Consider the following 16,520-nt stretch of genomic DNA (forward strand, 5'->3'; position numbering starts at 1 on the left):
TTTCCTCTTCAGGGCAGCGCCGGATATTACGGAATATTAAGATAAAAGTCACCAACTATTTTTCAGTACATTACCTTTTCATTTTGGTTTGTAATCCAGATGGTAAACTACAGGGTGCGAATATGCTCTGGAAAATTCAAGAATGATTTTTTCAATCTTTTTCACATTTTGTAAATGACTGCTAAAAAGCATACATTAGAAATCTTGAATGCCTAATGTCTTTTCTGCTTCTACAATATTTTCAATTCCTTTAATCAAAGCATCAGGGTTGAATGAAATGCTATCAATTCCCTCCTCAACCAAAAACTTCGCAAAAGATGGAATATCACTTGGCGCTTGTCCGCACAAACCTACTTTTATATTGTGTCGTTTTGCTGCAAGAATAGCTTCTTTAATTAATCCTTTCACAGCGGGATTTTCTTCATTAAACAAGTAACTTACTAATTCAGAGTCTCTATCAAGACCAAGCGTGAGCTGCGTGAGATCATTAGAGCCAATAGAAAAACCATCAAATAATTTCGCGAACTCATCGGCCAATAAAACATTGCTTGGTATTTCTATCATTACATATATTTCAAGCCCATTTTCGCCTTGTATTAATCCGTTTGTAGCCATTTCCGCAATTACCTTTTCACCTTCTTCCACCGTGCGGCAAAATGGGATCATCAGTTTGACATTGGACATTCCCATTTCATTTCGCACTTTTTTCATAGCTTCACATTCCAATGCAAAGCCTTTTCTGTAAAAATCACTATAGTAGCGAGAAGCTCCACGCAAGCCAATCATTGGGTTTTCCTCCTTAGGCTCAAAATATTTTCCACCAATCAGATTCGCATATTCATTACTTTTAAAATCAGACAATCGTACGATTACATCTTTTGGATAAAATGCTGCGGCAACCATCGATACTGCTTCGGCGAGTTTGTCAATGAAATAAGTTTTGCCATTACCATAAGCCTTTGTCAGTTCATTTATTTCAGATTTTGTTTTTTCATCTGTTATTTTTTCAGGCTCAATTAAAGCCAAAGGGTGAATCCGAATGCTGTTGCTGATGGCAAACTCTAAACGCAATAAGCCTACACCCGTATTTGGATAATTACTTAATTCAAAAGCTCTGTCAGGATCAGCAAGAATCAACATCGGCTGAGTTTTGGGCATTTCCAATTGGCTATAATCTTGTTCTTTTATAGCCCATGACAAAAGGCCATCATAAATGTTTCCTTCTTTTCCTTCGGCGCAGGAAACAGTGATTTCTTGTCCATCTTTAATTACCTCTGTAGCATTTCCGCAACCCACAATCGCAACTGTTCCAAGTTCACGAGCTACAATTGCTGCATGGCTGGTTCGTCCACCTTTATTGGTTATGATGGCTGCTGCCTTTTTCAATACAGGATCCCAGTCAGGATTGGTAATATCTGTCACCAATATTTCATCTTTCTGCAATTGGTCGCTGTCCTGTGGTTGAAGAATAATTCGGGCTTTCCCTGAAGCTATTTTATCTCCTAGTGCAATCCCTTTAGTTAGGAGCTTACTTTTTTCTTTAAGTGTAAAGATTTTCCTTATTCGTTTTTTTCCTTTTCCATGTACAGTTTCAGGCCTGGCTTGCACAATGTATAGCTTATTATTCAATCCATCTTTTGCCCATTCAATGTCCATCGCTTTACCATAATGTTGTTCAATTTTGTAAGACCACTGAGCCAGCTGGATTACTTCATTTTTTGTAAGGGAAAACGTCTTTTGCCTTTCTATAGAAGTATCAATATTAGTTATGGTTTTTTTTGCGGATGCATTGGTCGTATTTTCAACATATAACATTGTATATTCTTTTCTTCCGCAATGGCTCTTCAAAATTGGGTTTAACTTCTCTTCAAAAAGCGTTGGTTTAAATACATTCCATTCATCTGGTGTTACTCGTCCTTGTACAATATTCTCACCCAAGCCCCAGCAACTATTTATGATTATGGCATTTTTAAAACCACTATCTGGATCAATAGTAAATGCTACTCCTGAAGATGCTTTATCGCTCCGTACCATTTGCTGCACACCAACAGAAATACCTATGTCAATTCCTACGAATCCCATATCGTGTCTGTATTTTATAGCACGATCGGTAAATAATGATGCATAACAGCGATGAATGGCTTCAAGTAATTGATTTTCTCCACTAATATTTAGAAAAGACTCCATCCTTCCAGCAAAACTTGCGGTTGGTAGATCTTCGGCAGTGGCGCTGCTACGAACGGCTACATCCAAGTTTTCAATACCACAATCTTTTGAAAGTTTCTGATAAGCTTCCTTAATAGCTTCAATTATTTCAGCGGGAAATGGTGAAGAAGTAATCAAAGCTCTTGCGGTTTCTCCAATGGAAATAAGGTTTGAATAATTCACTGTATCTAATGATAGCAGTAAATCATTAAGCTTTTGATCAATAGAATTTTGTTTACTAAAAAATCTGTATGCATCAGCCGTTAATGCAAAGCCATAAGGAATATTAATACCTTGTGGATTAAGTTGACTATACATTTCTCCCAAAGAAGCGTTTTTGCCACCAACTTTTGCAATGTCATTAATGCTTATTTTATCGAAGAATAATATATTAGGTATATTTTTCATTTTAAATGGCTGGTTTACAGTAAAATTATGGGTATAAAATTAATTGTTTATTTCGCTGGGTGAAATGATTTAGACTATGAAGAAGTCTGATTTATGTCATTTACTTATGTCCTTGTGATGCTTTTCAACATACCCTCATGGTTTTAACCATTAAATCCTTTTGCCAAATTCGACTAGTCAATTTTTTAAAATCGCTTCTGTACTTTACCTATTTAATCCTAGTTTTATTAATTCAACTTCATCGTTTTCAAATTTATCAATCGTATAGTCTGCTATTTCAAAAGCGAGATCTTTATTGCCATTGGTAAATGCAATTACAGTCATACCTGCATTCTTAGCTGCCAACATGCCTGTATATGAATCTTCGATGACGATGCAGTTCTCTGGTTTTATAGCTAATTTTTTTGCGGCATTAAAATAAATAGCTGGGTTGGGCTTACCTTTTTTCTCAAACTCTGCTGATAGCATAGAATCAAATAAATGCAAAATGTCTAATTTCTTTAAAACCACAGGGATAATTCTATTTGGAGAGTTTGTTGCCAATCCAATTTTATAATCGTTTACTTTAAGTTTCTCAATAAAGGATTTTATACCAGCTATTTGACAGTTTTCAGTTTCTATAAATTCAATGACTCGTGATATGACCATCTGTTCTACAGCATTGAAGTCGTAATCTTTCCAAGGATATTTGTTAAACCAAAATGTAGTAACTTCCGAAGTAGTCATTGATTTGGTTATTTCAGAAAATTCGTCAGTTACGTTAACGCCTAAAGAAGTAAATACTTCATATTCTGCTTGTTTCCAATATTTCTCTGAGTCAATTAAGACGCCGTCCATATCAAAAATAACTGCCTTCTTACTTGTCATATTTATTGGGTTATCGTCTGCCTCTTTAATATTTTATAAATTTCTGTAAACCTAGGGCTTTTGGGAGCCTAGCGCAACAGACTGATTGGCATTAACTGTCTCGTCCTCCCGCTTTTTTTGGCCATCTTCAAATAATGAAGTCAGATATCATAGACAATCTATTACCCATTCTCATTTCATCCAATACCCTAAAATTTTAAAATTCTTTAACCACCAATCCAACAGGCTTTAAACTATCGTCGATTACGATTTCAAAATCGATTACACCTATAACCAACTCTTCTTCGGTAATTACTTCCACTTTCCATAAACCTTCCTTCACATTGTTTTTGAAAGTGTAGCCACGGTAGCCATCATCCCTTCCGCCAGTAATGGCATACCCGATATCCTCTACTACTTCCCATTTTTTGGTGCGATCATTATACCATTTCCAGCGATGAAATATCGATTTTTCGATGTCTGTAGGTGCAAATATGGATGTGAAGACATATACATTTTCCCCAGGATTGTAAATGAACTGTATTCGATGCTCTCGCCAAAATACATTCCACTCTTCCGATTCATAAGAGACAAGGTATTTATTGCGCTCTACTTTAATATCATGAGCTACGATGCCACTTTCTACAGCAAGCGGTACTGGAGGGATAAGATTGAAAAAATAGAACATATTAATGACGGTGTACATCGTTAATACGATCCCAACAATTTTGCTAAGCTGTATTTCTTCACGTGTACTTGGGCTTTTTTTGTAAATGATAATTATCAACGCTAGCGTACATGCTAAACTGATGATGCCAGAGAGAACAAATATGGCCGTATTCATTTCTTTGATAAATACTGGCGTCATAAAAGTGAAAAATGTGAAGCTTACAAAAAAGTAGATACTGAATTGTAGATACTTATTGGATATTCGCTTTTTCAGAAACTCATTGGCCACAAGTAATCCAACTAGTATGATAAAGAATGTTATTGTTTTGGAGAGGGAAACACTTCTTGAAAAATAGATGACATAAGCACTGGATAAGGCTCCAAAGAAAAACTGAATGGCTAAAGGAAAATATTCCTTGTATCGATCGAGAAGGGTGTTTTTCCACTTGCCATCGTCCGCTAAATTGTAGAGATATAGTGTAACTGTTAATGATGTTATGTGAAGCGACAAAACAAGCATATCATAGAGACGGTCAATTCGCCCTAGAGTCAAAGAATCGAAAATAAATCCACCAATAAAAAATAATAAAGGAGCATATTTTTTATGTTTCCATATAAATCTCCGAAAAGCACTTTTTTTAAATTTTTGTAAGGTTCTGTTCATAGAATTTTTGGCGACGAAAAAATATGAAAAAATAGAATTTCAAGTTTTCAAAATCCGATCTTGACACTTGTTACTATTGTCAGAGTAGCTCCTTAAAAATAAAGCCACGAATTAAAAAAAAATCTAAAAAGGTGGACAAAGCTAAACGATTCTTCCTTTACAGACTTAATTTCCTAAAATTCAATAATGGGAGTGATGAATAGAAAATTTGGAAATTTATTTCTGTACTGTCAATACCATCCGTGAAATCAGTGATTCAGACAAATGTGATGAAAGCAGATGATCCAAAAAGCAGAGGATGTTGAAGAGTTGTCGTTGGATTTGTGTAGCAGTTGATGGAGGTCTAATTCTATTTTTGGATGGTTGAGGCGGGAGGATTATTTGTGCTATTCCTTTATCCCACGGCTACACCGTGGGCTAATGAAGTTTCGCTCCGCTGAAGCTAGGGAAGAAACCGCAGCTGGTTGACAGTTGATAGAAAACCTTAGCTTTTCAAATGCTTAATTCGCTATCTATAAATTAGGTTTACTTATAGATATTAGTTGATTACGGTTTTTGCCACATGTTTTTCTAAAAACTCCTTTTTAGAGTCTTTGTAAGATGACACACCTCCTATTTTTGAAAGGCAATAGATATATATCCATGCTGTATCAATTTGATAAGGAAGAAATCCAGCTCTTGCACTATTAGGGTAAAGGTGATGGTTATTGTGCCATTCTCCTGAAAATAAGCCCGGCCTAGTTTGGTTGATAGACAAATTTCGTCTGTCGAAATCAATTCCATCTTTATGAGCTACTTCTCCTTTGCCATGCCCGGTATAGTTAAAAGCTCGAACAAAAATATACCAAAACAAGGCGGCACTAAATGTTGTACAAACCAAAGCAAACCCACCAATGGCATAAAATATAGCGATCCAAAAAACCCAATTAAGTGCCCACATAGCAAACGTATACAGTGGAGTAACAAGAGTGCCCCATTTCAGGTACTTCTTGTAGCTATGAATTTGGACTCCTGTGCCTGCCAAAAAATGCTTCAGCTTTCCATATTCCTTTTCATCCAAATCCCGCGCAATACTTTGGTGATTAAAGTCTGAAAACATGCAATACCAAAAACCTGCTGTCGCATTATAAGGATCTCCAGGCAAATCAGATTTTACATGATGAACATGATGAGAAACCACATATACTTCCTCAGGCATGGTTCTGATTACTAGATTTTGCGTAATAAACCGCCAAATTGGATGACTAAAAGTAAAAGACTTATGTGTACAATATCTATGGTACCAAATAGTGCCATGCGTGCTCATGACAATCAATGTATAAAAGAGGAAAATCGATAGTGTAAGAAAGCTCAGATATTCGGTAATAAAAAAGTAAAAAAATGGCAGCATGCACGTAATCATTAAAACTGCAGAAGTGGGGAGCCAATTTTTTCGACTTCGAAATATGTTTATTTTATGTAAGGCTTCTTTAAGAAGCACCTTGAATGAGGGCTTCACTACTTCTCCGGATTCATTTTGCCAGCCGTAAGACGGCTCATGAAGTATTCTGTCTATAAATGCCATAGTTTTTATCAATCTCCAAAAGTATAAATGCCTACAATAAATTTTGGTTTAGGAGGCAAAATATACTTTAATCATCCCTAATCAACCAAATGGTTTTACTTCTCCAAAGTTAGTTCTTTTTACTGAGCCAATAAATACCTTATTCCTTTTGTTGGGAAATCCAATAAAGAAATTGTTCCTTTCTTCCTCACTAGGAAGAAGTAGAAACGGGAGGGGGTATTTTTCTATGCTTTGTTTTTTTAACCGATGCCCCAATTGTTGGTTCTAACTTATTTGTCCTACGGTTGAAAGTGTGGGTTGTAGTTTTTGACTATTTACAAGGCCGAAGCTTTAATCCCGACTTTATTACTGAAATAATGATGAATTAAATCAGTTACCAAGGAAAAATGTATATGTATAACACACGAGACCATTTATAATTGCTTTTTGCAAATATTAATAATGTCAGAACCTGTATGCAAAGAATCCAACCTACAGAAATTGGTGGTAAAAGTAATTGCGTAAGCGTAAAAACAATGAGACTTTGAGCTATTGCAAGGCCATAACTAATGTACATTGCACCAATAAAGTAACCAGGTTCTCTTTCAAACTTATAATTACAATGTGAACATGAGTCATACATCTTCGGAAAAGCGAACAAAGAATTCTCCTTTTTAAAAGTAGCACCGACTTTACAATTCGGACATTTTTCTTGAAGAACATTTTTAGCAAAGCCCACTATATTCTTTTTGTTTTCCATCCAACAAAGGTCATATAATTACCTTTTATTCTTAGTTAGAATTTACGCATATAGTAGTACAATAAAGACATTTATGTAAATTTGATTATGAGTAAGAAGTTGCCGATATATAGCATTACTGAATTTCAGTCAGGGCCTCATGAGAATGACTTTTATGCAAATCATGTTAATTTACACGTAAAAGAACACCATTTTACCAAGCTCCCACACAAACATGATTTCTACTTAATTATATTGTTTACCAAAGGGAATGGGAAACATGAAGTGGATTTTGAGACATTTCAAGTTGAGCCTGGAACCTTGTTTATTTTAAAACCAGGTGAAATGCATTACTGGGAACTTTCAAATGACATTGATGGGTATGTTTTCTTTCATTCAAGAGATTTTTATGATAGAAGGTATATAACTTCTAGCGTGAAAGATTTTGAGTTTTATTCTTCCTTCCAATACTCGCCAAGTATTAAGGTTAATGGAGAAGTTCTTTCGAATTTGAAAACGCTGATGGAACAAATCGTTCTTGAGCATAAAAAAAATGAGCTGCTAAAGTGGGAGAAAATACATTCTTTGGTCACACTAGTTTATATTAATATATCACGCAGGTATCAACCGACCAACAAAAACAAAAGTGTGGTTTATTTACAAACGGTTAGAAAGTTTGAGGAATTCATTGAGAGTAATTTTAAAAGGCTCAAGTTTGCAAAGGATTACGCAAGCTTATTGAATATCACTGCAAAACATTTAAATCGAGTTACAAGAGAGTGCTTTAATAAAACGAGTACCCAGTTAATCAGTGAACGTGTGCTACTGGAGGCAAAAAGAATGTTGATGTATGCGGAATACAATGTTACTCAAATAAGTGAAGAGTTGGGATTTGATGAACCGTCATATTTTATTCGATTCTTTAAAAAACACATGGGCGTTACTCCATTGAAATTTCTGAATTCATATATCAAGAAATAAGCTTCTCGATTTCATGAGAGTTAAGATAGTTAGTTGGAAGTGGAATATCTCATAATACTCTTTACTTCACCCTAATTTCCTTAATTGAAATACAGGAGACATTATTCAATCAAAATTATTATGAAATCCGGCAATTAAAACCAGGTTCTTCACATTTGAGGAACACATAAATCCTTGATGAATTGGTCTTTCAAAACATATGTCTTGGTATACTTGATAGGAAATCGACCCGCTGAAATCATCTGACAATCAAAAGACATTTCATCTCCATTTGCAACAGCATGAAAATCATAGGGCGAACGTTCGGCGGGATTACAAGAGCTTGGTTGTGAAAAATCACGAAGAGGATCCTGAGCGATTAAGGTCATTTCCCTTTTTATTTTTTCCAACACTTCGGAATTCTTCACTTCATTGACCAATACTTCGTCAGAAACAAATTCGATTTCCCTCCCAATATCCTGGCCATTCCGATATATAAATGTGGAGTCTAAGACGAAATCATTAATATAAAATGAATGGATAGTCCCGATTTTAATAAACTCCTTTTGTTCAGGAAATTTCATTTCTTGATAGCTTGCTAATGGAGATCCATCATCATTAATAAAGGTCCTAATTGGTCTTTCCAATACATCGTACCAGATCTCATGCTCTTGGTATTCAAAGCCATCCATAAACGAACCTGAGGGATTTTCATTCGGAGCACATCTTACATAAGATGTAACAGATTTTGCCAGATAATGAAAGCCACTACTTTCTCTGAGAAACGGGAGTTTATATTCATTCTTGAGCTCCCATCTACCCTGATACTTGTAACACTGGAAATTACAGTCCGGAGGGAGATCTCTTAAACTTTTATAGGGGTTTATGAAATTTGATTCGAATGTCCATTCCAACATATCATATCTCGACGAAGTATTGGGAGCTGTTTGAAAGAAGCCGCTTACCAGGTATATACCCAATGCTCCAATTATGAGTCCGATAAAAAGAAAAAGTAACTTATTCGGAGTGGAGATTATTCTCTTTTGAGCTTTAAGATTGAGCTTCGCTATTTTCTCTTTGTAGGAAATTAATGTTAGAATCCTATCCGCATTTTGATTGGCACGGGTGTATTCACCTTCGGTGGCCGACTCATTGATAAGCCGCGAAAACTGGGCATCACTATAACCAAGTTCCCTTGATATTTCTGAATTTGGTGCTTTTTCGAATTTTTTATGCTCTTCATCGAAGGAACCATAGAGTTTTTTTAACTTATTAACAAAATCAATATAGGAAGCTTTCATCTTAGTAAGATACTGATTGTCAATGTTATAACCGTTGAAATTCGTTGAAAGTGCATAAATTTTGTCTTAACTTTTTGAACGGAGTTCATTATCAAAATATAATTATTATGATTGTCGAACCCTTAGATCAAAATTCTGAGCTGAGTTGGTAAAAGAGGTAAGCAATTGATACTTCTGCTAATTTATGAAACATCAACCAATAAAACATTTAGTATTATGAAAAGACTGCATCTTACCGTCTTTCTTATCCTGTTTTCCCTGGGGAGTCACCTGTTCGCTCAGGTGGCAGTAGAAGGTAAAATTCTGGATAAGAATAGCGAACCAGTGATTGGTGCTTCCATACTGGAAAAGGGAACTAGTAACGGTACGGTTACTGGTATCGATGGGCAATTCTCCATTGTAGTATCTGGGCCTACCGCCATTTTACAAATCAGTTCAATAGGTTATGTTTCTAAAGAAGTACTTGTTGGAAACAATACACAAATTAATTTGACACTAGAAGATAACATCCTACAGTTAAATGAGGTAGTAGTAACCGCACTAGGATTTGAAGAAAGAAAAGATGAACTAGGCTATGCCACTTCTAATGTATCTAATGAAGCGATAAAGGGCGCTGCTGAAACTTCCGTAATTAATTCACTTTCTGGGAAATCTGCTGGAGTAAGAATTTCAAGAAATTCAGGAGATCCAGGAGCAGGTGCATATATGCAAATTAGAGGCGTCTCATCAATCGATAGAAATTCACAACCACTGATTATCCTCGATGGAATTCCAATAAGTAATGATACCAGAGGTAACAATAACAATTTTGCAGTGCAGTCAAGATTGAATGACATCAATCCAAATGACATTGAAGATGTGTCTGTATTAAAAGGGGCATCCGCTGCAGCTCTTTGGGGAACACAGGCCTTGGGAGGTGTAATATATATTACAACCAAGAGTGGAAAGCTCAATCAAAAAATGCAGGTCACCTATAACTCAACATACTCAGTAGATCAAATCAATAGAAAATATCCGATCCAAAACACATTCGGTCAGGGAACAAACGGAAACTACAGTAATACATCGCCATACTCTTGGGGAGATAGGATCTCAGATAGATCCGGTGAGCCTGATGTGCTGAATACAGCGGGAGGTTTCTTTGTAGACCAAAATGGAACAACGCATTATCCAATCATTACAAAAAATGCAAGAGATAATTTTGATGACAGTAATTTCGACCAAATCTTTCAAACAGGACAGTTTTTCGAAAACAACCTAAGCGTACAGTCAGGAAACGAGTTTAGTTCAGTTTACTTCAGCCTTGGGGATATCAATCAAAAGGGAATTATAAAGACGAGCGATTACAGACGGACAACCGCAGCTCTCAATACAAAAACTAAAATCAGTAAAATAGTTGAATTGGGAACTTCGGTGAAATACACCAAAACAAGCTCAAACGCAATAAGACGATCTGTAAGTAACAATGGCCTGTATTTGGGCTTTTTGAGAAACCCCGCTGATTTTGACATATCCGGCTATAGAGGCGATTATTACCCATCTAGCTCTGCTGCAGCCATTCCAAATAGACAGAGATCTTACCGAAACCCAATCGGAGCAAGTACCAATGCAGGATTCAACAACCCGCTGTGGACAATAAGAGAACAAGAAAATGTAGTGATAGTCGATAGAATAATTGCCAGTATGAATCTGACCGTAAAGCCGACCACTTGGTTAGATCTAATTGCAAGAATGGGAATAGATAAATTTGGCGAAAGAGGAAATGAATTCTACACCCCGGGGGCTGCTGCAGGATATGTTGGCGGACGGATGGTAAAAGAATATGCAAGTAATAGCGTATTCAATATGGATTATATCGCTAAGGCTAAGAAAGTATTCAATACAAATTTTGACGGCGATATATTAGTAGGTTTTAATTTTAATCACAGAGAAAGAGTCGTAGAAGGAACAACAATACAAAACTTTTTGATCTTCACAGATCTTAATGATGACATACGTGATGTAGATAATGCCTTACCGGAAAACAGAGAAGCGAGCTCTACATATGGAAGCGAACGTACAGTAGCTGGATACACAGCCGCAAATTTTTCAGCATACAATCAGGTTTTTGTAAATGCAACATTAAGAGCAGAATGGGCTTCTACCTTTGGATTGAGATCAGACAACGCCTTCTTATTCCCTTCAACATCAATCGCTTGGCAGTTCAGCAAAATTCCTGAACTACAATCTAACCTATTTTCATTTGGAAAACTTCGACTGTCTTATGCAGAAGTAGGCGTACAGCCTGCCAGATATAACACGTTTCCGGAATACGTCACACCAAATTACTCTGATCAACATGGCGGGAGCCTCAATGCGGGACTATTCGGAATCGGCGGCTTTGTACCTAGCTCAAGCCTAGGAAACCCCTCTTTGAAGCCAGAAAGAAAACGCGAAATCGAAGTCGGAACAGATCTTCGATTCTTCAAGGATAAAGTAAACCTAAGCGGAACCTATTACTTCAATAGAACGACAGACATATTGCTAAATTTCCCTATCGCCAATTCTAGAGGTTACGATCAGCTCTATTCAAATGCAGCAGCCATGGAAAATAGAGGCATTGAGTTGGAGTTAGGTTACAATATCTACAATAATACGGATTGGAATGTTGATATGAAGTTGCTTTACTTCAAAAATAGAAATGAAGTCACAGATCTGGTAGGATTAGAATCCGTAGAACTTGTTACTGGATTAGGAGGTGTAAATAATCGGGCAGTTGTTGGTCAGCAACATGGCATACTCTGGGGACCAAGAACACTAAGAGATGAGGAAGGAAATATCGTCTTTGATCAAAACGGATTCCCACTAAGAGATGATGTAGAAGGAGTAATTGGAGACCCAAATCCGGATTTCCAAGCATCAGCAATAGGATCCGTCGCCTACAAAAATCTCTCCTTGTCCTTTCTGTTCGAAACATTCCAAGGCGCAGATATCTTCGCAGGAACGAAATCAGTTTTGGTCGATTACGGACGCTGGGGATCCACAGCTAATGAAGTGACAGCATCGCAAAACCTACTGACCTACGATGGAAAAGTAATACCTGCCGGGACAACATTTAGAGGCGATATCAAAAACTTCGGAGCAGGCCCCGTTGCTGTAACTCAAGAATGGTACAATGGTCCGGGAGCCTTTTTTGGCGGCGGTAATCATGAGCTGTTTATCGAAGATGGATCTTGGACTCGCCTGAGAGAATTGACGCTGAGCTATAACCTTAACGCCGACTGGCTCAAAAATCGAGGAATAAGTAACCTACAATTATCTGCAACAGGTAGAAACCTATTCTTGTGGACAGCATTCGAAGGAAACGATCCCGACACCAATGTTTCTGGTGTCAGTGCCTCACGAGGAATTGATTATTTTAATAATCCTAGCACAAAGTCATATGTGTTCTCTCTTTCCCTTACTTTTTAATCAAAGAAACGTCAAGAAATCATGAAAAAAGTAATCCTAATATCGATAGTTTCTGCAATGCTTGCTGGCTGTTCGGAACTAGTGAGTGATTTGAATCAGAATCCCAATAATCCAACATCTGCTCCATATCAATTTGCGCTTACTACTACAGAAGTGGCAAATATCATCTTACATACAGGGGAGCCAACAAGGAAGGCAGGCATTTTTGCCGGACAATACACAGGAATAGAAAGGCAACAACTTGGCTATTCCAATTATGACCTTGTTTCTAGTGACTTCAATAGTCATTGGAATACAGTCTATAGTGGTATCGTAAGAAATGCATTAGTCACAAAAGAATTAGCTGCTGAACAAGGGATTGAAGGAATCACTGCCGGAATCACCCAGATATTAAGAGCCATGGCATTAGGCACAGCGGCATCTCTTTGGGGAGATGTACCATTTGATGAAGGCGGGCAATTAGAATTTGAAAACCCCACTTACGAAGATCAACGAACCGTATATGCAAAAGCACAAAATTTGTTAGATGATGCAATAGCAAACTTGGCAACAAATAGCGGACGCCCTCTTGCGCTCACCGATATTTACTTCGATGGAGATCCAATCGCATGGATACAAGTAGCCTATACCATCAAAGCAAGATTCTATATGCATACAAAGGATTACCCCGCGGCATATAGTGCGGCTCAAAACGGTATTGGTACGGATGGATCAGGAGCAAACAACAACCTGAGATCTCCTCATGGGACAGCACTTGATAATGCCAATTTGAATTATCAATTTTTCGAAATAGCTGCACGTAAAAGTGATTTGGTTACATCGGACTTTTTTGCAAGTATGATAGACTCAAATCCTGAAAGAAGCCCTATACCTTCAAACTATCGTGGACATGCCAAAACCAATGAAACAGCCAGATATGACTATCTCCTACGAACAACCGATGTCGGCATTCAACCAAATACACAGAACAATGGTTTTGCACAGATTGATGGTCCGGGAGCCATGGCTACCTATGCAGAGAATTTATTGATCTTGGCTGAAGCAGGAGCAAGGGCTGATTTTAATATTGGTCTAAATCATCTGAATGAATTTAGAGAATACATGTCCAATGGAGGCTATCTCCGCAATCCAAATATGGCTAATCTACAATATTTACCATTTGTTGCAGCAGATTTTAATGCGGGAGGATTAGAAAATCAGGAGGGAAATCTCACGCCTAATGATGCGCTGCTTCGAGAAATAATAGAAGAAAGATATGTAACCCTATTTGGTCAGATCGAAGTGTTTAATGATACACGAAGAACACAAAATGAAACAAATATCAGAGTTCCTGTTGCCCCAAATAGAGGCACTGAATTACCCCAAAGATTCCTATATGCGCAATCAGAATTGGATGCAAATGCAAGTACACCTAATCCTATTCCAAATTTCTTTCAGAGAACTTCTGTAAATCAATAAACGAAACGTTAATGAAAAAGAATATATATATCCTATTTCTGTCAATGAGTGTGCTCCTCATGTCGCCTAACACCTCTTTTTCTCAAGCAAAAGAAAAAAAGGCTATAAAGGTGCTGTTTGTAGGAAATAGCTTCACATACTTTTTTAACCTCCCGCAAGTAGTGGCTTCTATGGCCGAAAGTCAGGGGATCGAAATCATCACGAGGCAATCCACTGTGGGAGGGTCTAATTTGGAAGAACACTGGAAAGAACAGAAAGGAACCAAGACCAGAAAACTATTAGATAGTTTGGAATGGGATTATGTCGTACTAAACAATCACAGCACCAGCGCTATAGATACGCCAGATGAATTTATGGAATATGGTGCAAAATTCATTGAACTGATACGATCCAAAGGTGCAGAACCAATCATCATGCAAACATGGGGATATAAATCCAACCCACTAATGATTCGACCTATTATCGAAGGATACAATAAATTAATTGAAGAAACAAAAAGTGAATTTGTGCCAGCGGGGGAGTTATTTATGGAAGCCAGAAAATGGCGACCTGACTTGGAACTGTTCCAGGACGATAAGCATCCATCATCCAATGGAACCTACATGCTCGGTTTAGCTTTCTTCAAATACTTTACAGGAAATTCTACTGCTGAAATACCACCCCGACTAACAACAATAGACAAAGATGGTGAAAAGCTATATCTATTGTTTATGTCCCAAGAAGACGCTGATTTTCTTCAACAATTGGTAGATGATTTTAAGTTTAAAGTAGCAACAGAATGATTTCAAGAAGGAACATAATCTCATTACTTCTTGGACCTGCCGTTTTTGGAGGAATGCAACTCCTAGGACCTCCCGAAACTATGAACGCTGATGCTTTCCAGGTGCTTTGTGTAACTGCATGGATCGCAATTTGGTGGATAACGGAAGCAATACCTATTGCTGTTACAGCCATGCTCCCAATTATTTTATTTCCACTTACGGGGGCATTAGACTTGAGCGAAACAACCTCTGCATTTGGTCATAAATACATCTTTCTCTATCTAGGAGGATTTTTATTGGCCATAGCAATCGAAAAGTGGAATCTACACAAACGAATTGCTCTTAACATCATAAATTTAATCGGCTCAAATATCAATACCATAATACTGGGCTTCATGATTGCCACCGGATTTATGTCTATGTGGATATCCAATACGGCAACTTCCGTTATGATGCTGCCCATTGGAATGGCTGTAGTTTCCCAATTTAAAAAACGAGACGATGGTGAAACCGCAGATGCAGAATTTGTAGGAAAGGCATTAATGCTTGCTATAGCCTATAGTGCATCAATTGGAGGGTTTGCCACACTTATTGGCACGCCACCCAATCTCGTTTTGGCAGGCGTATTAGAAGAAACATACGGTGTTAAAATAAGTTTTGTGCAATGGATGAAGGTGGGCTTGCCTATTTCAATCGTATTAATGCTTGGCTGTTGGTATTACCTAACACGATTCGCATTTAAGTTCGAGCAAAAGGAGTTCCCGGGTGGAAGCACAGAAATTAAAAATATGCTGTCAAAGCTCGGGAAGATGTCTTTTGAAGAAAATGTAGTGCTATGGGTGTTTTGTGCGACCGCATTACTTTGGATATCTCGCGCCTTCATCGAGAAGTTTATCCCGGGAATTGATGACACAATCATAGCCATGATGGCTGGTACAGTTTTATTTATTATTCCGGCAAAGGATAAAAAACCCATAATCGATTGGAAGGAATGCGCCAATATTCCTTGGGGCATTATTTTGCTGTTCGGTGGAGGCATGGCACTAGCAAAAGGATTCTCTGATACAGGTCTGGCTGAATGGATTGCACTACAATTGGGACAGATGCAAGGGCTCTCATTGATCCTGCTAATTTTAGTCTTAGTAACCTCCGTTAATTTCTTAACTGAAATCACCTCCAACTTAGCCACTACCGCAATGCTATTACCGGTCTTGGCACCTATGGCATTAGCATTTGATTTGCACCCATTTATGATTATGGTCTCGGTAACAATCGCCGCATCCTGTGCTTTTATGTTGCCAGTAGCCACACCGCCTAATGCAGTCGTTTTTGGTTCTGGATATCTCCGAATTCCGGATATGATGCGAGCAGGAGTATGGATGAATCTGTTGTCTATCGTTATAGTCACACTATTCACTTACTACCTCCTGCCTGTTTTATGGAACATCGTTCCTGATACTTTTCCTGCATCCTTTAACCTAGTTAATAAATAATTGGACATACAATTCATTAAGAA

General features: G+C 37.5%; 11 protein-coding genes. 5 read left to right on the forward strand and 6 right to left on the reverse strand.

Going from position 1 to position 16,520, the window contains the following annotated elements; all coding sequences use genetic code 11:
• Window positions 1-195 precede the first annotated feature (195 nt).
• The 5 genes from ppsA to ACOXY8_RS11690 form a co-directional block, all read right to left on the reverse strand.
• Window positions 196-2,613 (reverse strand): phosphoenolpyruvate synthase, encoded by a 2,418-nt coding sequence (ppsA, locus tag ACOXY8_RS11670; protein ID WP_458331775.1) that lies wholly within the window; start codon window positions 2,611-2,613, stop codon window positions 196-198.
• A gap of 204 nt (window positions 2,614-2,817) precedes the next feature.
• Complete coding sequence (gene hxpB, locus ACOXY8_RS11675; RefSeq protein WP_458331776.1) at window positions 2,818-3,480, reverse strand: hexitol phosphatase HxpB; 663 nt, start codon at window positions 3,478-3,480, stop codon at window positions 2,818-2,820.
• Window positions 3,481-3,676: 196 nt separating this feature from the next.
• Window positions 3,677-4,792 carry a DUF2914 domain-containing protein gene (locus tag ACOXY8_RS11680; protein ID WP_458331777.1) on the reverse strand — a complete coding sequence of 372 codons (1,116 nt, stop codon included), beginning with the start codon at window positions 4,790-4,792 and terminating at the stop codon, window positions 3,677-3,679.
• A 538-nt stretch (window positions 4,793-5,330) separates the two neighbouring features.
• A complete protein-coding gene (locus ACOXY8_RS11685; RefSeq protein WP_458331778.1) occupies window positions 5,331-6,356 on the reverse strand; it encodes a fatty acid desaturase in 1,026 nt (341 codons plus the stop codon).
• A gap of 373 nt (window positions 6,357-6,729) precedes the next feature.
• Window positions 6,730-7,095 carry a DUF983 domain-containing protein gene (locus ACOXY8_RS11690; RefSeq protein ID WP_458331779.1) on the reverse strand — a complete coding sequence of 122 codons (366 nt, stop codon included), beginning with the start codon at window positions 7,093-7,095 and terminating at the stop codon, window positions 6,730-6,732.
• Between the two features lie 87 nt (window positions 7,096-7,182).
• On the opposite strand from ACOXY8_RS11690, the gene ACOXY8_RS11695 reads away from it, so the two are divergent.
• Window positions 7,183-8,055, forward strand: a complete 873-nt coding sequence (locus ACOXY8_RS11695; protein ID WP_458331780.1) for an AraC family transcriptional regulator — start codon at window positions 7,183-7,185, stop codon at window positions 8,053-8,055.
• 149 nt (window positions 8,056-8,204) lie between these two features.
• Here ACOXY8_RS11695 and ACOXY8_RS11700 read toward each other — a convergent pair whose 3' ends face one another.
• The gene (locus ACOXY8_RS11700; RefSeq protein WP_458331781.1) at window positions 8,205-9,335 is read right to left on the reverse strand and encodes a hypothetical protein; all 1,131 of its coding nucleotides are present in this window, start codon (window positions 9,333-9,335) and stop codon (window positions 8,205-8,207) included.
• Between the two features lie 216 nt (window positions 9,336-9,551).
• Between ACOXY8_RS11700 and ACOXY8_RS11705 the strand changes: the two genes are divergently transcribed.
• The 4 genes from ACOXY8_RS11705 to ACOXY8_RS11720 are packed head-to-tail and all read left to right on the forward strand — an operon-like array spanning window position 9,552 to window position 16,497.
• Entirely contained in the window at window positions 9,552-12,785 is a 3,234-nt protein-coding gene (locus ACOXY8_RS11705) for a SusC/RagA family TonB-linked outer membrane protein (protein WP_458331782.1), read from the forward strand.
• Between the two features lie 21 nt (window positions 12,786-12,806).
• Window positions 12,807-14,243, forward strand: a complete 1,437-nt coding sequence (locus ACOXY8_RS11710) for a SusD/RagB family nutrient-binding outer membrane lipoprotein (RefSeq protein ID WP_458331783.1) — start codon at window positions 12,807-12,809, stop codon at window positions 14,241-14,243.
• Between the two features lie 11 nt (window positions 14,244-14,254).
• Window positions 14,255-15,025, forward strand: coding sequence for a DUF4886 domain-containing protein (locus tag ACOXY8_RS11715; RefSeq protein WP_458331784.1), 771 nt, complete (start codon window positions 14,255-14,257; stop codon window positions 15,023-15,025).
• Entirely contained in the window at window positions 15,022-16,497 is a 1,476-nt protein-coding gene (locus tag ACOXY8_RS11720) for an SLC13 family permease (RefSeq protein WP_458331785.1), read from the forward strand. The genes ACOXY8_RS11715 and ACOXY8_RS11720 overlap by 4 nt, the downstream gene beginning before the upstream one ends.
• Window positions 16,498-16,520 lie beyond the last annotated feature (23 nt).

It is taken from the genome of Peijinzhouia sedimentorum, assembly GCF_049340005.1.
Classification (GTDB): Bacteria; Bacteroidota; Bacteroidia; order Cytophagales; family Cyclobacteriaceae; genus CAXBDP01.